At 65.7% G+C, this 19086-nt stretch carries 17 protein-coding genes and 2 pseudogenes; 16 read left to right on the top strand and 3 right to left on the bottom strand.

Translation table 11 applies throughout. The features are described from left to right. Positions 1-12 precede the first annotated feature (12 nt). Together J0J10_RS11410 and J0J10_RS11405 are read right to left on the bottom strand one after the other, a co-directional pair. A complete protein-coding gene (locus tag J0J10_RS11410; RefSeq protein WP_291646623.1) occupies positions 13-1059 on the bottom strand; it encodes an acyl-CoA dehydrogenase family protein in 1047 nt (348 codons plus the stop codon). A 22-nt stretch (positions 1060-1081) separates the two neighbouring features. After that, complete coding sequence (locus tag J0J10_RS11405; RefSeq protein ID WP_291646622.1) at positions 1082-1981, bottom strand: NAD(P)-dependent oxidoreductase; 900 nt, start codon at positions 1979-1981, stop codon at positions 1082-1084. 311 nt (positions 1982-2292) lie between these two features. Between J0J10_RS11405 and J0J10_RS11400 the strand changes: the two genes are divergently transcribed. From J0J10_RS11400 to J0J10_RS11365, 8 genes and pseudogenes are all read left to right on the top strand, one after another. Next, on the top strand, positions 2293-3570 hold the full coding sequence (locus tag J0J10_RS11400; protein WP_465247196.1) for an ABC transporter substrate-binding protein: 1278 nt from the start codon (positions 2293-2295) through the stop codon (positions 3568-3570). A 94-nt stretch (positions 3571-3664) separates the two neighbouring features. Next, positions 3665-4405: an ABC transporter ATP-binding protein gene (locus J0J10_RS11395; protein WP_291646618.1), complete on the top strand. Its 741-nt coding sequence runs from the start codon at positions 3665-3667 to the stop codon at positions 4403-4405. A gap of 2 nt (positions 4406-4407) precedes the next feature. Continuing rightward, positions 4408-5118 (top strand): ABC transporter ATP-binding protein, encoded by a 711-nt coding sequence (locus J0J10_RS11390; protein ID WP_291646697.1) that lies wholly within the window; start codon positions 4408-4410, stop codon positions 5116-5118. Further along, the gene (locus tag J0J10_RS11385) at positions 5115-5984 is read left to right on the top strand and encodes a branched-chain amino acid ABC transporter permease (RefSeq protein WP_291646616.1); all 870 of its coding nucleotides are present in this window, start codon (positions 5115-5117) and stop codon (positions 5982-5984) included. Before J0J10_RS11390 ends, J0J10_RS11385 begins: the two co-directional genes overlap by 4 nt. Then, positions 5984-7003 carry a branched-chain amino acid ABC transporter permease gene (locus tag J0J10_RS11380; RefSeq protein WP_291646614.1) on the top strand — a complete coding sequence of 340 codons (1020 nt, stop codon included), beginning with the start codon at positions 5984-5986 and terminating at the stop codon, positions 7001-7003. Before J0J10_RS11385 ends, J0J10_RS11380 begins: the two co-directional genes overlap by 1 nt. After that, complete coding sequence (locus J0J10_RS11375; protein ID WP_291646612.1) at positions 7000-8244, top strand: CaiB/BaiF CoA transferase family protein; 1245 nt, start codon at positions 7000-7002, stop codon at positions 8242-8244. Before J0J10_RS11380 ends, J0J10_RS11375 begins: the two co-directional genes overlap by 4 nt. Positions 8245-8295: 51 nt before the next feature. Continuing rightward, positions 8296-9093, top strand: coding sequence for an IclR family transcriptional regulator domain-containing protein (locus J0J10_RS11370; RefSeq protein ID WP_291646610.1), 798 nt, complete (start codon positions 8296-8298; stop codon positions 9091-9093). A gap of 259 nt (positions 9094-9352) precedes the next feature. Next, positions 9353-10090 (top strand): annotated as a pseudogene (locus tag J0J10_RS11365) (IS110 family RNA-guided transposase); the annotation flags it as partial. A gap of 15 nt (positions 10091-10105) precedes the next feature. On the opposite strand, the gene J0J10_RS11360 reads toward J0J10_RS11365, so the two are convergent. Beyond that, positions 10106-11060 (bottom strand): IS630 family transposase gene (locus tag J0J10_RS11360; RefSeq protein WP_291646608.1). Its coding sequence is split into 2 segments (ribosomal slippage): positions 10106-10711 and positions 10713-11060, totalling 954 coding nucleotides; the frame shifts between segments, so codons are not numbered across the junction. A gap of 80 nt (positions 11061-11140) precedes the next feature. Between J0J10_RS11360 and J0J10_RS11355 the strand changes: the two are divergent. From J0J10_RS11355 to J0J10_RS11320, 8 genes and pseudogenes are all read left to right on the top strand, one after another. Beyond that, a pseudogene (locus J0J10_RS11355) lies at positions 11141-11434 on the top strand (transposase); the annotation flags it as partial. A 440-nt stretch (positions 11435-11874) separates the two neighbouring features. Further along, positions 11875-12330: a hypothetical protein gene (locus J0J10_RS11350; RefSeq protein WP_291646607.1), complete on the top strand. Its 456-nt coding sequence runs from the start codon at positions 11875-11877 to the stop codon at positions 12328-12330. Positions 12331-12340: 10 nt separating this feature from the next. Continuing rightward, the gene (locus J0J10_RS11345) at positions 12341-13750 is read left to right on the top strand and encodes an exonuclease domain-containing protein (protein ID WP_291646606.1); all 1410 of its coding nucleotides are present in this window, start codon (positions 12341-12343) and stop codon (positions 13748-13750) included. A 103-nt stretch (positions 13751-13853) separates the two neighbouring features. After that, positions 13854-14795 carry a hypothetical protein gene (locus tag J0J10_RS11340; RefSeq protein ID WP_291646605.1) on the top strand — a complete coding sequence of 314 codons (942 nt, stop codon included), beginning with the start codon at positions 13854-13856 and terminating at the stop codon, positions 14793-14795. Between the two features lie 120 nt (positions 14796-14915). Beyond that, entirely contained in the window at positions 14916-15908 is a 993-nt protein-coding gene (locus tag J0J10_RS11335) for a hypothetical protein (protein ID WP_291646604.1), read from the top strand. 142 nt (positions 15909-16050) lie between these two features. Beyond that, the gene (locus tag J0J10_RS11330) at positions 16051-17001 is read left to right on the top strand and encodes a hypothetical protein (RefSeq protein ID WP_291646603.1); all 951 of its coding nucleotides are present in this window, start codon (positions 16051-16053) and stop codon (positions 16999-17001) included. Positions 17002-17341: 340 nt separating this feature from the next. After that, entirely contained in the window at positions 17342-17767 is a 426-nt protein-coding gene (locus J0J10_RS11325) for a hypothetical protein (RefSeq protein ID WP_291646602.1), read from the top strand. A 279-nt stretch (positions 17768-18046) separates the two neighbouring features. Then, positions 18047-18988 (top strand): hypothetical protein, encoded by a 942-nt coding sequence (locus J0J10_RS11320; protein WP_291646601.1) that lies wholly within the window; start codon positions 18047-18049, stop codon positions 18986-18988. The last annotated feature ends 98 nt before the right edge of the window (positions 18989-19086 follow it).

Here is a 19086-nt window from a genome sequence, read left to right as displayed (position 1 = left end):
TCGAGCGCTCCTTCAGGCCGCGGTGATGAGATGCCAGAGCGAGCCGCCCGGCGCCGCGAGCGCGGCCTCGCCGAGGCGGCGGTTCCAGAAGGCTTCCGGGCCGTGTTCGTCGCGCCAAGCCCAGAGGCGGCGGGTGACCAGCCGCAATGGATGCTCGTGCGAGAAGCCGATCGCGCCGTGGATCTGGTGGGCTATGCCGGCGACGCTCCCCGCTGCCTCACCGCAGCGGGCTTTAGCCACGGCGGCTCGCAGGCTTGCATTCTCGCCGTCATTCACCACGGCTTCGGCCGCGAGCGATGCGGCGCTCACGGCTGCCGCGACCTGGCCGGCGGCGGAAGCCAAAGCCTGCTGGATTGCCTGGAAGCGGCCGATCGGCTTGCCGAACTGGCTACGCTCGCCGGCATAGGCAACCGACAGATCGAGGGCCCGCTCCATTGCCCCAGCCATCTGGATTGCGCGAAGCGCAGCAAGGCGCCAGAGCAACCCCTCAGCGTCGACGGGCGAAGCGGCAACGCTTGCAGGCGGAATGTCGGCCGCGATCGACAGATCGTCACGAGGCTCGTCGGCCAGGTTGCGCCCCGCCGTCGCTGCGTAGCCGTCGCGCGGGACGAGTGCGATATGGGCGCGGCCATCCTGCGCCGTGACGACGACCAGTGCGGCGGATTGCGCGCCCCAGGCGACGCGCGTTGCCTTGCCCTGGACCCGCCAGCCAGAGGGGACCGGCGTCAGTTCGACGTCCCCGCAGGCCAGTGACAGCGGCCCGGCAGGCAGATTGATGCCGGCCTGGGCCAGCAGGCGTGCGGCAAGCATGGTTTCGGCCAGGGGGATCGGCGCAGCGTGATACGCCGACCGGCGCAGGAGGCCCGCGGCCGATTCCGGATCGACGCCGAGGCCGCCGGCCTCCTCGGGAATCAGTGCCAGCAAGAAGCCGGCTTCCTCGACCGCACGCCACAACGCGTCGGGGAAGACGCCGTTCTCTGCGGCGTCGGCGGCTTGCGGCGTCGCGAAATCGGCGAGCAATCGCTCGGCCGTCTCTGCGATGAGGTCGACTTCGGCCATCACTGCCCCCTTCGACCGGGTGTCACTTTGCCTGCAGGCGCGGCGGCGAGATCGCCGCGAGCTCGGCCGCATAGTCGAGCAGGGAGGAGAAATCCTTGCGCGCGTAGGGGCCGGAGCGTGCGGCGCCATAGACCGCATGGATCGCGGCGCCGCCGGGCAGGCCGAGCCGACAGGCGTTGGCCGCCTCCATGGCGAGCGTGAGGTCCTTGTGAGCGAGATCGATCGTGAAGCCCGGCTCCGTATCGCCGAGGAGCGACTTGGTCGCGAAATTCACCTGCATCTGGCCGTTGGTTGCGGTGGTACCGGCATTGATCGCCTTCACCGTCTCGACGTCGAGTCCGAGCTTGGCTGCCAGAACCAGCGCCTCGGCGGTGATCTGCGCGATCGTCAGCACCTGGAAGTTGTTGACGATCTTGACGCGGATTCCCGTCCCGCGCCCGCCGCAGCGGATGATCGTGTCGCCCATCGCTTCGAAAAGCGGCTTGACCTCATCGAAGGCCGCCTCGTCGTCACACCCCACCATGAAGAGCGATTTTCCGGCCGCTGCGTGAGAAGCTAGGCGCCCCACAGGTGCATCGAGGAAGCGCACGCCGCGCGCCTCGCACATCGCCGCCGCCGCGTCGGTGCCGGCAGGAGAGATCGTGCTCATGTCCAGCACGATTCCGCCCGGCTTCATCACCGCCAGCGCCGCAGCCACGACTTCATGAACCTGCGGCGTCGCCGGCAGCATGGTCACGACGATGTCGGCATTCTGCGCCGCCTGCGCGACGCTGGCGCAACGCACGCCTCCCGCCGCGACGACGCGCGCCAGATTGGCTTCGACGACATCGAACACATGGATCGGGCCGAGCGAGCGAATGGCGTTCGACGCCATCGGCCCACCCATGGCGCCGAGGCCGATGAAGGCGATCTTGCGGGTCATACGTAGCTCCCTGAACCGTTCCCCCACGAGGAGCGCATATGGCTCCTTGCGGTATTTCATTAGATGAAATAGAATTTCATTTACAACGTAGCCATTCTTTGCCATCGTGCCGGGCAGTTGGCAAGGCGAAATCGCAAGCCTGCTTTCGTGACGGAAAAAGCGCGACAGGCGGAGCGAGGCCCTGGTCAGCGACGAAAGAGCGGCTCGGTCCGCGACAAGAGAAACGCGCCCGCCGACGACTCCCGCCCCTAGCGGCGGAAGAAGCTCAGGGACCGGGCGCACGGGACGGAACACAGGGAGAGACTATGACCATGACTTACCTGCGCGCCGCCGCGATCGCGGCCGGGCTTACGATCGGCGCGGCTGCCTCGGCCCAAGACATCAAGCTGGGCGTCATCTACGATCAGACTGGCCCATTTGCCGGCGGGGGCTCGGTCAACGCCTCGATCGGGACTCAGACCGCCATCGACATGATCAACGAGAAGGGCGGCGTGGAGGGGCGCAAGCTCGCCCCGATCATCGTCGACGCGCAATCGAAGGTCGACGTCGCCATCAACGCCGCCGAGCGACTGCTGAACGAGGACCGAGTGGACCTCGTAATGGGCGTCTATTCAAGCGCGCAATGCGTTCCCATGGCTGCCAAGGTCGACAACGCCAAGCGGTTCATGTGGGCGAACGTCTGCATCTCGTCGGCAGTCTTCGCCAATCGCAATCTGCAATACGTTTTCCGCTCCCAGGTCCATTCCGACCAGTATGGCGAAGCGTCCTGCCTCTTCCTGAAGGAGAACGCGAAGGCGCGCTTCGGGGTCGAGCCGAAAGACCTGAAGATCGCCGTCATTCACGAGGATGGCCCTTATGGGACCGGCGTCGCGAAGGGCAACAAGGACACCTGCAGCAAGCTCGGTCTGAACATCGTCCTCGAGGAGGGCTATGCCGTCACAGCGACGGACCTCTCGGCGATGATCTCCAAACTTCGCCGCGCGCGGCCGGATGTCATCCTCCATACAGGCTACAATCCCGACATTGCGCTTTTCCTGCGCCAGGCCAAGGAGCAGGGCCTCAAGTGGAAGGCGCTGATCGGTCACGGTGCCGGCTATTCCAACATTGACCGGATCCGTGAATCGGCGGGCGACGACGTGCAATACATCATGGACGTCGATCCGGTGTCCGCGCAGCTCCTGGATGCGAAGACCTTAGCGCCAGGCCTTGGCGGCGTGATCGAGGAAGCCGTCAAGCGCTACAAGGCGAAGACGGGCAGCGAGCCTGAATCCAATTTCTGGATGGGCTTCAATCAGAGCTGGATCCTCTTCACCGACGTGCTGCCCCGAGCCATCAAGCAGTTCGGCGGCGTGGATCCCGAAGCGCTGCGCAAGGCCGCTCTGGCGTCCGACATTCCGGTCGGCGGAACAGTGCAGGGTTATGGCGTGAAGTTCTTCGGGCCGGGTGCTGCTATGTCCGGCCAGAACGAGCGTTCCTCGCCGGTCATCATGCAGCATACGCCGCAAGGCACGAAGGTCGTCTGGCCAACCGCGATCAAGACGGCCGATCCGGTGATGCCTCTCCCCAAGGGGCACGCCTACGCGCAGTGACGCCGCTGCCGCTCGGCTGCGCCAGCAGTCGAGCGGTTAACCTCTTTTCAACCTCGGACAACCGCTGACGTGGCAGGCGCCGCGGAGAGGCCTCATGCTTGCAGTGCGTGGACTAACCAAGAGTTTCGGTGGCTTTGCTGCTGTCTCGAATGTTTCCTTCGACGTACGCGAAGGCGAAATCATGGGCCTGATCGGGCCCAACGGCTCAGGCAAGAGCACCACCTTCAGCTGCATCGCGGGCTTCTACACGCCGACCGCCGGAAGCGTGACCTTCGACGGACGCGACATCACCGGCCTCGGTGCGCAGAGCATCTGCCACGCAGGCATCGGGCGGACCTTCCAGATCCCCCGCCCATTCGCCAAGCTAACGGTGCTGGAGAATGTCGCTCTCGCCGCCTGGTTCGGCCAGGACCGCAAGACGTCCCGCGACAAATGCTGGCGGCAGGCGGCCGAAGCCCTGGAACTGGTCGGCCTGCCCACCGATCCGCATTCGACCACCGAAGGCATGGGCGCTGCCGCGCTGAAGAAGCTCGAACTCGCCCGCGCGATCGCAAGTCAGCCTCGCCTGCTGCTCGCCGACGAAAGCCTGAACGGGCTCGACCCGAGCGAGATGAACCAGGCCGCCGCTATGCTCGACACCATCCGCAAGGAGCGCGGCATCACCATCATCTGGGTCGAGCACATCATGGGTGTGCTCATGCGTGTCGTCGATCGGGTCGTGGTGCTCGACCATGGCGAGGTCATCTATGACGGAGACCCAGCCGGCTCCCAGGCCGATCCGAACGTGATCGCGGTCTATCTCGGCCGCGAGGCCGCGAAGGAGGCCGCGCAATGAGCCTGCTCGAACTGAAGGACGTCGACGCAGGATATGGCGGCTTTCCCGCCATCAAGGATGTGCGGATGCGCATCGAGCCCGGGGAATCCGTCGCCGTGATCGGCGCCAACGGCGCGGGCAAGACGACGCTTCTTCGCGTCATCTCCGGTATGCTCCCGGCCCAGCGCGGCTCGATCCTGATGGCAGGGCGCGACCTGCGTGCCCTGCCGCCGCACCGGATCCTCGAGACCGGAATCGCGCATGTGCCGGAAAACCGACGCCTGTTCCCGGGACTTTCCGTCGAGCAGAACCTGCGCATGGGCGCATTTATCCGCTCGGCACGGCCGAAGTTCGAGGAACGACTCGACTATGTCTACGCGCTGTTCCCGCGCCTGAAAGAGCGCCGTGCGCAGCTCGCCGGCACCATGTCTGGCGGCGAACAGCAGATGTGCGCCATCGGTCGTGCCCTGATGAGCGATCCCAAGCTCATCCTGCTCGACGAACCTTCGACGGGCCTCGCTCCCGTCGTCGTCGAGCAGGTGTTCGAACTGGTGCGCCGCATCAGCGCGGACGGCTACACGGTGCTGATCGTCGAGCAGAACGTCCGGCAGGTCCTGCAGGTCGTCGATCGCGCATATCTGCTCGAGGTCGGCCGGGTACGCCTGAGCGGGGCGGGGAGTGAGATGTTGCATTCCGAAGTCGTCCGCAAATCCTACATGGGGCTTACGGCATGAGCTGCTCGCTCGATATCTTCTTCCTCGAGGCCATCCTGAACGGGCTTCTGCTGGCCGGCTTGCTGGCGCTGCTCTCGCTCGGCCTCAACCTCATCTTCGGCGTCGTGGACGTGGTGTGGATCTGCTACGCCGAACTGGTGATGGTGGGTATGTACGGCGTCTACTGGGCTTTCGCCGTGCTTGGCCTGCCCCTGCCACTCGCGATCGCGCTCGGCGTCGCGTTCACGGCAGGCGCCGGCGTGCTGTTGCATATGCTGGTCATCAGCCCGCTTCTCGACGCCCCTCCGATCAATCAGCTGCTCGCGACGGGAGGCGTGATCTTCGTTCTGCAGGCGCTGGCGACCATGGCGTTCGGCGTCGAGTTCCGCAGCCTCGGCGTCCAGCTCGGCTCCTTCTCCGCCGGCGATATGTTCTTCTCCTGGTCGCGTGTAGTCACCTTGGCGGTCGCCATCGTCGCCGTCGTCGCGCTGCGCTTTTTCCTGCGCCGCAGCTGGCTCGGCCTTGCCATCCTGGCGCTGAGCCAGGACCGCCGCGTGATGCCATTGATGGGAGCGGACGCGAAGCGGCTCTATGCCATCACATCCGCGATCGGTGGCGGCCTTGCCGGTCTGGCCGGCGCGCTGATGGCGATGCAGTTCGACACCTATCCGCAGATTGGACTGCAGTTCGGCCCGCTGATCTTCATGGTCTGCGTGCTCGGCGGGCTCGGCAACATCGTCGGCGGGCTCGTTGCAGCCGTCATCATCGCGCAGTTCATCACCATTGGCGGCTCCTGCCTCGCCAGTGAGTGGGGCTACGCGATCGCCTTCCTGTTTTTCATGGTCATGATGTTCATTCGCCCGCAGGGCGTCATGAGAGCGCGCTGATGAACCGCAAGATTCTCCTTTCGACGCTGGGCCTCGTCGTCCTCGCCTGCGTTCCGGTACTCATCGGCTGGGTCAACCCCGGTGGCTCGCGCTATTATCTGCATCTGGCCATCCAGATGCTGCTGTGGGCGCAGATCTACACTGCCTGGTCGCTCATGGGGCGCTTCGGCCTGACTTCGCTTGGCCATGGCGCGTTCACCGGTATCGGCGCGTATGCGACCGTTCTGCTGTGGAACCAGCTCGGCCTGACGCCGCTTCTCGGCATTCCGATTGCCGTTGCCCTCGCGGTCGTCGCGGCTCTTCTCGTTGGCTATCCCTGCTTCCTCCAGCGGATCAAGGGGCATTATTTCGCGCTGATGACCATGGCGATGGTCGAGTTCGTGCGGCTGTGCATCGTCGGCTGGCGCGGCGTCACAGGCGGCTCGCTCGGAACGCAGCCCACGCGCCATGGCGACGGGGTGTCCCTCTACGCCGTGCAGTTCGAGCCCAATCGCGTGCTGTCCTATTTCATAGTCCTCGCGCTCTGGGCGGGAACGCTCTATGTTTGGAGCCGTGTCGACCGTAGCATGGACCGCCTCGCGCTCGATGCCTTGGGCCAGGACGAAGAGGCTGCCGCCGCAGCGGGCGTCGACGTAACGCGCGAGAAGCTCAAGATCACGGCCATTTCGGCGGCGCTGTGCGCCTTGGGCGGCGCACTCTTCGCGCAATACCAGATGTATGTCTCGCCGGAGACCATCGCCGGGCTCGGCATTTCGCTGAACATCGTCTTCGGGGCCATCGCGGGCGGCATGGGTGTCCTGCTCGGCCCCACCGTCGGCGCCGTCTTCACCCAATTGCTCAGCGAAGGCCTGCGCGTGACGATGCAGAGTTCGCAGGTGCTCTCCGCCCTGTTCGGAACGCGTGCGCTGGCGCTCGACATGCTGGTCTATGGCGTGCTGCTGGTGCTCTTCATCATCTATATGCCGAAGGGCATTCTGGGCACGCTGCTCGATCGCTTCGCCCGGAAGCGTTCGGCATGATCGGAGTAGAACAGGCAACCGTGACTCCAGGCCCGTTGTCGCATCTCAAGGTGCTGGACCTAAGCCGCGTGCTCGCCGGGCCCTGGGCCGGCCAGGCGCTCGGCGATCTGGGCGCGGATGTCATCAAGGTCGAGGCACCGCAAGGGGGCGACGATACGCGCAAATGGGGCCCCCCCTTTCTCGATGGGCCGGACAACACGCGCGACGCGGCGTATTTTACCGCCTGCAACCGCAATAAGCGGTCGGTGACCATCGACTTCGCGCGGCCGGAAGGCGCCGCATTGGTGAGACGCCTCGCGGCGCGCTGCGACGTCGTGATCGAGAACTTCAAGGTCGGCGGCCTCGTCAAATACGGTCTCGACCATGAGAGCCTGCGCTCGGGCGACCCCCGTCTGATCTATTGCTCGATCACGGGCTTCGGCCAGACCGGCCCCTATGCTCATCGCGCCGGCTATGACTTCCTGGTTCAGGGCATGGGTGGGTTGATGAGCGTCACAGGCCAGGCAGACGGCCTGCCCGGGGCGGCGCCGATGAAGGTCGGGGTCGCCGTCAGCGACCTTTTCACCGGGATGTATGCCGTATCCGCCATTCTGGCCGCCTTGATCCATCGCGACCGAACGGGTGAAGGCCAGCATATCGACTGCGCCCTTCTCGATTGTCAGGTGGCGATGCTAGCCAATCAGGGGGCGAATTGGTTGGCCGGCGGTGCCGTTCCCACACGCATGGGCAACAATCACCCCAATGTCGTACCTTATCGCGTCTACCCGGTTGTCGATGGCCACGTCATCGTCGCCTGCGGCAATGACGGACAATTCCGGAAACTGAGCGCCGCACTCGGCTCTCCCGGCCTCGCCGACGATCCACGCTACGCGACGAACGAGGCGCGGGTGCGCAACCGCGCGGCAATCGACGATGAACTGACGACATTGTTGGCTGGGTTGATGCGCGACGAAGCGATCATGAGGCTGGAGCGGGCCGGAGTGCCGTGCGGGCCGATCAACACCCTGCCGGACGTCTTCGCCGACCCCCATGTGAAGGCTCGAAACCTCGAGATCGTGCTGGAGCGTTCGGACGGCACAGGCGTTAACGGAGTCGCCTTCCCAGCCCGCCTGAGCGCGACGCCGGCGACGTTCCGCGCTGCGCCGCCCTTGCTCGGGCAGCACACGGAAGCCGTACTTGGCGAGGAGCTTGGGCTCGACAGCTCAGCATTCGCCTGTCTTCGCGCGCAGGGCGTCATATAGTGATACGGGGCCAAGGTGCTCCAGAGAGCACATATCGGAGACGATCGGTCCATGGCGTCGTACAAGCCCGTTACTGCCGCACTACGTGTTCTGGACGTTCTGGCGGCCGTTAACATGGCGAATGGTCGGGCCACTGTAGGCGAGACGCATCGCCTGACCGGCATCGACAAGGCTACCATCGTGCGGATGCTGGAGACGCTGCAGCACGCCGGCTACGTCATGCGCGACGAGGCGAACGCGGTCTATCAAGTCACGGGCAAGACCCTGCTCTTATCCAACAGCTACGATCGGCACTCCGTCGTCGCTGCGCTGATCGCCGACGAGCTGACCGCTTTTCGTCGCGAGATCGGTTGGCCATCGGACGTCGCGATTCTGGACAACGACGCAATGCTGGTGATCAAGTCCTCGCGCGAGGGCGCACCGATCACCTTCAGTCGTCCACCGGGTTATCGGGCGCCGATGCTCGCAACGAGTCTGGGGCTGGCCTATGTCGCTTTCTGTCCCCAGGGCGAGCGGGCAGAGATCTTCAAGCGCGTAGCGGCGGATCCCAAGGCAACGAACGAGCTCATTCGTTCTCCGGAGAAGCTGGCTGCCAAGATCGAAAGCGTTCGAAGACTTGGCTACGCTACAATGGATGAGAGCTACTCGCGGCTCATGTACGAGGGAAAGATCTACAGCATCGGCGTGCCGATCATGTTCGACGAGCGTGTCTTCGCAACGATGAACGTGATCTATCTGCTGAGCGCGTTGACACCGGCCCAAGCCGAGGCGCGCCTGCTCACCCCCCTTCAGGCCGTGGCCGATAAAATGGGGCGCATCCTCGCGTCGAAGAATCAGGCTCTCGCTTAAGCGCAGTGAGCATCAGACATTATGGCCTTCAACGGATGCAGGCCCCAGCCAGGGATGCGATCGCCGACGGCGGACACCGTGTGCGTCTGCTCGTGTTCCGCTGAGTCTGCGTGAGCAATCTAGCTCCATCGATCCATCGAGGGTAAAGGAAGCCAGAAAAGCCGACCCGTCCGAAAGCAGATGGGGTGGATGGCTCCCGCTCCCGGCGTTGCGGCGCCACAGTGGTGCTGTCACGCAGCACGAGCTTGGAGCGACCACGATGGAGATCACGACTGTCGGCATCGATCTGGCCAAGAATGTCTTCCAGGTGCACGCTATCGGTGGAACGGGAGAGGTCCTCGCCCGACGAGCGCTGAGGCGAGCTCAGGTGATTCCCTTCTTCCGCAAGCTTGCGCCTTGCCTGATCGGCATGGAGGCTTGCGGCACGAGTCATCAACGGGCGCGCGAACTGACCGCTCTGGGTCATACTGTGCGATTGATGCCTACGGCCTACGTCAAGCCATATGTGAAGCGGGGCAAGACCGACGCCGCTGATGCGGAGGCGATCTGCGAGTCGGTCACGCGCCCGACCATGCGCTTTGTTCCGATCAAGTCGGTCGAGCAGCAGGCCGCGCTCGCGCTTCATCGCACCCGCGACCTCCTCGTTTGTCAGCGTACGCAACTCATCAACATGATCCGTGGGCTCCTGGCCGAGTTTGGCATCGATATCCCGAAGGGCATCACCCACGCCTTGGCCTTCGCCCGACGCGCTGTGGCCGGTGGCGCGTTCGGGGTTCCCGATCTCGCCGCCAAGGTGATCAGCGCCTTGGCCGAGCAAGCAATCGAGGCTCAGGACCGCATCCGCCAGCTCGAACGAGACTTGCTGGCCTGGTACCGATCGAGCGATCTCGCGCAGCGCATCGCCACCGTGCCGGGCGTGGGCCTGCTCGGAGCAAGCGCGTTGGCGGCCACCGTCACCGATCCGACCCAGTTCCGCTCCGGACGTCAGTTCGCGGCCTAGAGCGTCGGACGTTTAATCTGACGCATATCCTGCGTGTCTAAAGAGGTTTCTGCATTCGGCTGGTGTGACGATCTCGCAGATGTCTCCGACGGCCTTCCAGAGGGCGTCGAATGTTCTTGCGGCGCTGCGCCTGAGATGGGCCTTGAGCTTTGCGAAGGCCATCTCGATTGGGTTCAGGTCCGGGCTGTAGGGCGGCAGGAAGAGGAACCAGGCGCCTCTTTCGGCAAGGCATCGGGCGGCGCGGTCGCTTTTGTGGACGGCGAGATTGTCGAGGATGACGATGTCGCCCTTCGAGAGCGTCGGCGCGAGCTGGGTCTCGATGTAGAGATCGAAGGCGACGCGATCCATGGCCTTGTCGACGATCCACGGCGCGGTCAGCCCGTGGCAGCGCAGAGCCGCGATGAAGCTCTGGGTGCGCCAATGGCCGAAGGGCGCCGAGGCGGGCAGCCTCTCTCCGCGCTGGCTGCGGCCGCGCAGCCGGACCATCTTGGTGGTGATCGCGGTCTCGTCGATGAAGACGAGCCTATGAGGCTCGAGCCGCATCAGCGGCTGGCGGCGCGTGATCCAGAGGGTGCGCTGCTCAGCGATGTCAGCGCGTGCGCATTCCGACGCCATCAGCGCTTTTTTTATATGTGAAGCCCAGCCGGCACAGGAACCGCGACAAAACCGCCGGCGCCGCACTCACCCCCGTCGCCTGGACCAACCGGGCGGCGAGCTCCGGCATGGTGATGTCGGGCGTGGCCTCGACCTGGGCCACCAGGAAGGCGCCGTGCGCGTCCAGCCTGCTGCCGGGCGGACGTCCCTGCCGCGCCGGCCGCAACGTCTTCAGGCGGGTCGCGCGCTGAAGCAGCTTTACCGCAAAGCTCTCGCTCACCCCGAAATGACGCGCCGCCGCACGACGCGAATGCCCCGCCGCGACGAAGCCGGCAACCCGTTCGCGAAGATCAGACGAATAGCTGCGACCCATGATCCACCTCCAAAACCGTGAATCACAAAGCCGCCCTCAAGGGAATCCCACAGATTCCGATTTCAAATCCGAGGCTCTAGCTGGGCCTGACGCCGCTCAACAACTCCAGTAGCGGCAAGGAGCGCCTCGGTCGCATCTCCAAAACGGGCGATCAGTACCTGCGGCGGCTTCTGGTCACCGGCATGACGTCGCTCGTCAGACGCAACAAGCATCACCCCGATGCAGCGGATCCTCGCGTGAACCCGCTGCTCGGCCGCAAGCCGATCCGGCTCGTCACCGTCGCCCTGGCGAACCGGGCAGCGCGGGCGATCTGGGCCATCATGGTTCGGGGCGAGATTTATCGCATGCCAGCGCCGAGCTTGGCAGCAACCTGAGGATCAGTAGCCCAATCAGCGCGCTACCCGCGCGAAGGAGGTTGCGAGGACCCTGTGAGATGATGGCGCACCGGTCTGACCGGGGATGAGGACAACCCGCCGAATGTCGAGGGCGTCGAAGCCCGCAAAGCAGAATGGGACCTTTATCCGCGGAAACCATCAGGGCCAGCGGTCGATGACCGCGCGAACAGGCCGGACACAAGACTGCACCCGACCAGCACGCCAAACTGTCACAGACCCCCTTGCAACGCGGGAGCCATCCACACAGGACCACCTAGGCGTCAACAACGGGCCACCCTTTCTCCTTCGTAGCGGGAGCGGGCGGAGGCGGATCCTCGCCTGATGTCAGGCAAGCGAGCGGATTCCGGAACCCAGTGTCGGGAACCCCCGGGAATGAGCAGGTGAGCCGTCCCGGGTCCTGGAACCGGAACGGACTACCGATGAGTATGATGAACGACGGCGCCGCGACCGCGGAGGACGATGCGCGCCCGACGGCCGCTGACCTCGCACGCTATGCGCGGGCCTATCGGCTCAGCACCGAGCACGCCCGGATGTTTCCGATGTGGCAGGCGGCGCTGGCCCATGCGCTGCTTCTCGATCATGACGGCGACCACGCGCATGATGATCACGGTGGCCTGAGCGGCCGCCAGATGGCGGAGGGCGCGCGGTCGATGGCGCGGACCTTCGCGCTGCTGATCGCCGAGGCTCCGGCACGTGACGAGGCCGAGCTCGAACAGAAGATCCAGATCTACGAGATGATGAGCTTCCTGCCGGGCGAGATGGAGCGCTCGCGGACGGCGTCGATGGTGGAGTTGGCGATGCATTTCGACGGTGTCGATCTCGGCATCGAACTGCGCAAGGCGCGGTACGATGCCGGCCCCGGCGGCGTGCAGTAGGATCGCCGCCATGTCCGCCTTCATCATCTACGATCTCGAGACCACCGGCCTCGATCCGGCCTGGAACGTGCCCTTGCAGGCCGCCCTCATCCACACGGATGAGGAACTGCGCCCGCTCGGCGAGCTCTCGCTGCGCTGCGCCCTTCCGGCCCATATCGTGCCGAGCCCCGGCGCGCTGCTGACCACCGGCGTCCGTCCGGAGCAGCTGGAGCAGGCGCCGATGTCGAGCCTCGACATGCTCGGCCAGATCGCCCGGGCGATCGGGGCGTGGTCGCCCGCGACGATCCTCGGTTACAACACCTTGCAATATGACGAGGAGGTGCTGCGGCACTCCTTCTTCAGCCATCTCCTGCCGCCCTATGCGACGCAAGGAGCAGGCCTGAAGCGGGCCGATCTTCTGGTCATGCTGCGGGCGGCGATCATACTGGAACCTGGCGCGATCACGATCCCCGTCGACGGCAGCGGCAAGCGCTCGCTCAAGCTCGGCGCCGTCTGCCGGGCCAATGGAATCCAGCTCGGCGAGGACGAGGCGCATGACGCGCTGTTCGATGCCCGCGCCACGCTCGCGCTGTTTCGGTTGCTGAAGGCGCGCGCACCGCGGACGGTCGAACTCATGCTCGCCAATGCCCATAAATCGGGACCGATCCGGCTGCTAGCACGTGGTGATCTCATCTGCCTTGGTGGTCACTCGGCGCTGGTGCCGGCCGTCGGCATCATGCCGAACCCCGACAATGCGACATCCTGGGCCACCGCCGATCTTTCGATCGATCCTGCGAGCTATCTCGACGGTACCGCGGAAGAGATCGCGTCATTGCTGACGCGCTCCGGCGCGCGGCCGATCCGGATGGTGAAGGCGAACTCGCAGCCGATCCTGTTCGGCTGGGACGACGCGCAGCATGCGCTCCCAGCCGAGCGGCTCGATGACGCGGTCTACCACGACCGGGCCCGCATGATCCGCCAGCATCCAGCCTTCCGGCACCATCTCACCGCGGCGCTGAAGAACCGCTTCGCTGGCCGTGAGCCGTCGCCCTTCCCGGAAGCCACGCTGTACTCGGGCGGGTTCCTGTCGGATGCCGACGTTCGCGTCTGCGAGCGCTGGCACGAACTGCCCTGGGATCAGAGGGGCGCGCTCACGAAGCATATGGGGGACGTCCGCCTCCAGGCCTTCGCCAACCGCCAGATGTTTCTGGAGGCGCCGGAATGCCTCGCGCCCGAAGCCTGGTGCAAGGGCCGCGACTGGCTGCGTGAGCGGCTGACGACCGAGGAGGACGTGCCCTGGCTGACCCTGCCAAAGGCGCTCATCGAGGTCGCGGACCTGCGCGCCACGCTCGATCCGCAGGATGCCGATCGTCATGCCCATCTCGATGCGATCGAGCGTTGGCTGCGCGAGTGCAGCGACCACCAGCGATTGGCGGCATGATGGAGAGAGAGAGAGGCCGGCGTCCCGGACGCCGGCCGTTCGGACGGAAAGCGCAGAGGCGCTGCCACGGAGGCAGTAACCCCCAAAAACCTCTGGATCCGATATGCAGACCGACAACCCGACCGCCACCACCTTTGCCGACCTTGTGCTCGAGCCCGTGATCCGGCCCGTCACCGACGAGCTCGACGGCATCGCGCGCAGGCTTCTTCACTCCGGTGATCGCGACGGCGCCTATGCCGCCTTCGTAGGCGAGCGCTTCCCGATCAGCACTGTGGCGGGTCGTGCGCTCGGCTTCGGGCAGGAGACCGAGCGCTTCCTCGCGCTCGCCCAGGCCTCGGCAAAGCCGCAGGCGATCGCCTGCCTCGACATGCTCACCGCGCTGACGCTGCTCAACGCCGCCTCGGTCATCGCGGTGGCGATCATGCCGCCGCGAACCGCAGACGATCTGCTGGCACGTGAGTTCATCGCCGGGAGCGTCGATTCCAGGCTCCGCCAGTCCGACGATCTCGCCATGGTCGAAGCGGCGGCGCTCGCGTTCGGGATCCGCCTGCTGTCGATTGCGATCGGCGAGCAGCAGCGCCGGACCTTCGTGCTGGCTGGGGCCGTCCCGCCCGCTGCCACGCTCATCCGCGAGGGCGTGCCCGCCATGGTCGGCCTGGAGCAGGGTTTGAGCCTGGTCGCCTTCATGCAGGACCTTCCACAGGTCGCGGCGCTCGTCGCTCGCGCCGGGCTCCAGCTCGACGATGCCGACCGCATCGCGCGTGCGATCGCCGACGGTGACCCTGGCCATGAAGCGCGCGATCGGCTCGAGCGCGCTCGCAGCGGAGCCATCCTGCTGGCGACGGTCGATCTCGCCCGCGCCTGTCTCTATGCCGACCTCGTCGTGGAAGGCGCGGCCGCGAAGGAGCGCGCGCTCGCACTCGCGCCGCGCCTGCCCGAGGCGAGGCTGCAGAGCATCGTCGCCTTCGCCGCCCTGACCGGCGGCGTCATCGGCGAGCTCAGCAATACAGCGCGTGATCTCGCCATTGCGGCCCGGGGGGACTGAGCGTTCGAGCACGGAGCCGGAGAAGACGAAGGGGCGCTCCCGGAGCGCCCCTTCGCGATTCCAGGGACCGGGACGGGGATGCAGTCGAGATGGCTGTCACCCCCATGGAAAGATCCCATCATGTCCAAGAAGAACGATCAGGGCCGGCTGCCGCCGCCCAGGACCAGCAGCCTCGCGCTTCGCGAGGGAACGCGCTTCCGCGATCCGATCGAAGTGCTGACCTCCGGCTTCGGCGAGGATCCGACGCTCGCAGATCTCATCGCCTTCCGCCGGAGCCGGCCCGACCTCAAGGAGGCCGCGCGGGTGTCGCGGCAGCTCGACCACGAGGCCCATCGGGTCGCCTATGCCGATGATCGGCATCGCGAGGCGGGAACGATCGCGGCCGCCATGGAGCTCGCCGCGCTCCTCTGCGACGGCCTGGTCTGCGCCTGGCCGGCCGACAGCCTCGACGAGGTCGATGCCAAGCGCGCCCTCGCGGACGGGCGGGGTCCGTACGGCACCGACCAGGAGCCCGACTATGTCGCGTCGCTCGACGCGACGACCGCACGCCGCATCCGGGTGATGCGGGCGGCGTTCAACGTGGGCGAGCTGACCGTTCCGCCGGCGCCGCCGGCGCCCGGTCCCGACGACCGCAACCTCGCGGTCTGGCCGCGCCGGCGGTACGATCTGCGCGACCTTCTGCCGATCCGTGGCGGCCAGCCGGTTCTCGACCTCGCCCCGGAGATGTGGATCGCGTTCGCCCGCAGCGGCCCCGACTTCGGCGGCTTGCGCGAGCGCGTCGTCGCGATGTTCGCGACCGCGGAACGCCTGTTCGATCTCGCGCGCAGGAATGAGGATGGCAAGAGCCTTGACCTGCGGCTCGCCGCCGAGGGGGCTCAGATCCTGGCTTACCTGGCCGCCTGCCAGGCGGTGATCTGGCCGGCGCGCTCCAGGGCGGACATGGCCGAGAAGCGCGCCGTCGCGCGGATCGTCAACGATCGTGCCTGCCGCCCGGACCCGCTGCACCAGCAGGCGATCGTTCGCCACCTGGTCGACGAGGCGATCTGGGTCCATCGCCGGCTCGGACTGCATGATCAGGCGCTCTTCACGACCGACTGGATCGAGATCGTCTGAACCACATTCGCGTTGTCGATAGCGGACCATAGCGCGCACGAGGCGGCGTCCCCCCGGGGCGTCGCCTCGTTTGGTTGCGGGGAGAGGGAGGAAAGCGACTGCCCGGAGCAGCTCACCCCTGAGAAACGAGAGAATACCGAACATGTCCTCCAGCACGCCCAGCTCGCTGTCCGACCTGAAACTCGATCCGCTCACCTTCCCGATCACCGATGAACTGACCGGGCTGGAACGGCTCCTGCCCGAAGGGCCGGACGAGATCGAACGCTTCGCCATCCTCGGCGGCCAGACGCCGTCGATCCTCGACATCCGCGGCCGCGCCCTGACGCATGAGAGGCAGATGGACCGCTTCATCATCCTGATGGGCGATGACCCGGAGGGCCTTGAGGCCCGCCTGGATACGGCGAGGGCGCTGACGATCCTTGCACGTGCCGGCCATCTCGCACAGATGCTCGCCCCGGCGCGGACCGAGGAGGACCGCTGGGCTCAGGCCGAGATCGCCCACGTGCACAAACGTGCCGCAAGGCGCAGCAAGAACAAGAGTGAAGCCGATCTTCTGTTGCGTTTCGCCAGCGGGACACCGCCTCGCGTCAAGGAATACCGCCTTGATGACGCAGCCACCCTCTCGGATTCCGTCACCGCCATGGCGCGCTATGTCGGCGCCATCCTGCCCGAGCCCACCGACGATCGCAGTGTCCGGCCGGGGGAGCCCGGTGCCTACCGGCTGGAGAACGCGCGCAGCCTCGAAGGGTATTTCGTCGCGCCGCCCGACCTGACGGATCTCCTGACGCAGGCGCACGGACTCCTGCAGCGGAGCGATCGCTGGTCGCAGGACGAAGATCATCCCGCCGAAATGGTCGACGCTGCCCGTCGGGCTGCGCTCATGCTTGCCTATGCCCGCCTCGCCAGGGTCGGTCTCTGGCCAGCCCGGAGCGAGGCTGATCTGGAGACGAAGTCGATGGTGAAATCTCTCGCTGCGTTCCGCAGCAACGATCCTGACCATCTCCGGGCTCTGGTCTTGCTTGCTCTCGACACCGGCGATCTCATCGCGCGCCAGAGCGACCGCTTCATGTCCGCCGCGGCTGGCGAACTGTAAACCCACGGTCTCATCGCGATCATCACAAGGCGGCGTCCCCCGGCGCCGCCTTTCGTGTTGACCCTGCCGCAGGGAAAATCCGGAGACTGGATCCGCGGACGCTATCCACTCCGGCTGGCAGGATTCAATGTGCGATCATTTCTTCAAAATTCTGAATTAATTCCAGTTGAACATCTGTCAGGCAATTTTCCGACGAGAACAAAAAAAGAACTTGAAACAAAATCGTCTCGTCGCCATCATGAAAAATAGAAGGATTTGAGGCGGATACGGCAACCATAAGGGAAATTGCCTCACGACGCTCCCAGGAAGCGGTTGTGTATGTTCAAATGGAGGCTGAGAAATGTTTGATCGGAACGAAGAGGATTTGTATTTCGATATCGACGACAGCGTGCTGGAGAGGGCCTTCTTCGCGCTGGGTACGAAGGCGGAAGCCGAAAAGTGCCGCTCGCTCTACGCTGAGATCGCCGCGATGTATTCCGCTGGGGATTTTGAGTATCGCGTGCGTGAGCTGACCCGGGAGGAATACAACGAAGCTTGTCTCGACCTCGACGACTGCGAGGCGTTCGCCGAGCCGATGTGCGTCGTCATCGAAGGGCTCGAAATGAAGCTCCACGAGCACTGGCGGGAGGCCAAGTACGAACTGGAGGGCGAGATCACGGAACTCGTGGCCAGCATCGGCGATATCGAGGACGACCTCGATGAGAAGCGGGCGAAGGTGGCGCTGCTGGCATCCAAGCTGGAAGCGTGCAGCTCCGCTGTTGCATGACGCAGGACGCTACCGTCGACAATACCTCGTACGATCAGGCCTGCGTTATCCGGGCCGGCCACGTGAGAGAACTTGGCAGGCGCCTCCACGGGGCGCCTGTTTCGTTGTGGGCCGGAGACCGGAGGCGTCAGCCGATTGGGAATCGGCGCGCGTCCCGTGGCGCTGCTGCACTGGAAGACCGCCCGTGACGCCGGGCGGCCGGCACCTGTCGGCGTGAGGAAGAGAGAGGAGGAAACGACCTCAACGGGAGGTCACCCCCGAAAACCCTGTGGGCCATGCATGTCGATCACCATCAGCAACTCCTCGCTCGCCGACATCGCGCTCGAGCCCGATCTCCGCCCCGTCATCGACGACCTCGACGGCCTCACACGACGCCTGCCTCGCGGGGGCAGCCGGGAGCGCAACTACGCCGATCTCGTCACCAGCCTTCCTCCGGTGAGTGACGTCGCCGGCCGGGCACTCGGCTTCGCGGCCGAGACCCAGCGCTTCCTCGCGCTCGCCGGGAGTTCGCCGCCGGCCCTGGTCTCCAGTTTCCTCGAGGCGCTGACGGCGCTGTGTCTGCTCAATGCCGCCTCGGCTCTCACCATCGCGATCATCCCGCCGCAGGGCGTCGATTACGTCCTCGCCCGCGCCCTGGTCGCCGACAGCGTCGATGCCTCGCTGCGGCAGGGTGACGACGCGGCGATGGCGCAGACGGCGGCACTTGCCTTCACGATCGGATCGGCAGGCTTCGACATCGCCGAGGCCAAGCGCAAGGCCTTCGTGATCGAGACGGCGACAATTCCCCGAACAGAGGATCTGCGCGAGGGCGAACCGACCATCCTCGCGATCGAACAGGCGCATAGCCTCACCGCCTTCCTGCGTCATCCGCCACGGCTCGAGGCTTTGGCGCAGAGGGCCGCGCTCGAACTCCACGACGCTGATCGCTTCACCCTGGCGATCGACGAGGGCGATCTTGGCCATGAGGCTCTCGACCATCTCGAACGCGCCCGTCAGGGCGCCTCGCTGGTCGCGGCCGGCGATCTCGCCCGGATCTGCCTCCATGCCGGTCTCGTTGTCGATGGACGGGCGATAAAGGAGAAGGCCCTCGCTCTCACCGAGCGTCTCGGCGAGCCGCGCCTGCGCAGCATCGTCGCCTTCGCGGCCCTCGCCGGCGATGCCCTCGGCGATCTCCACAGGTCGCGGCGCCGGTTCATCGACGAGGTCCGGCTGCTGTCCTGACCGGTGTTGGCCGAGATCGGCTGACGGCTGGACCGCGGCATCCATCCTGGAGCGGCAGGAAGGCGCGCCCACGTGGCGCGCCTTTCGTCATGACGAGG

This window comes from Allobosea sp. (assembly GCF_017308075.1).
In the GTDB taxonomy this organism is placed as follows: Bacteria; Pseudomonadota; Alphaproteobacteria; order Rhizobiales; family Beijerinckiaceae; genus Allobosea.
This window is presented reverse-complemented; position numbering and strand designations above follow the sequence as displayed.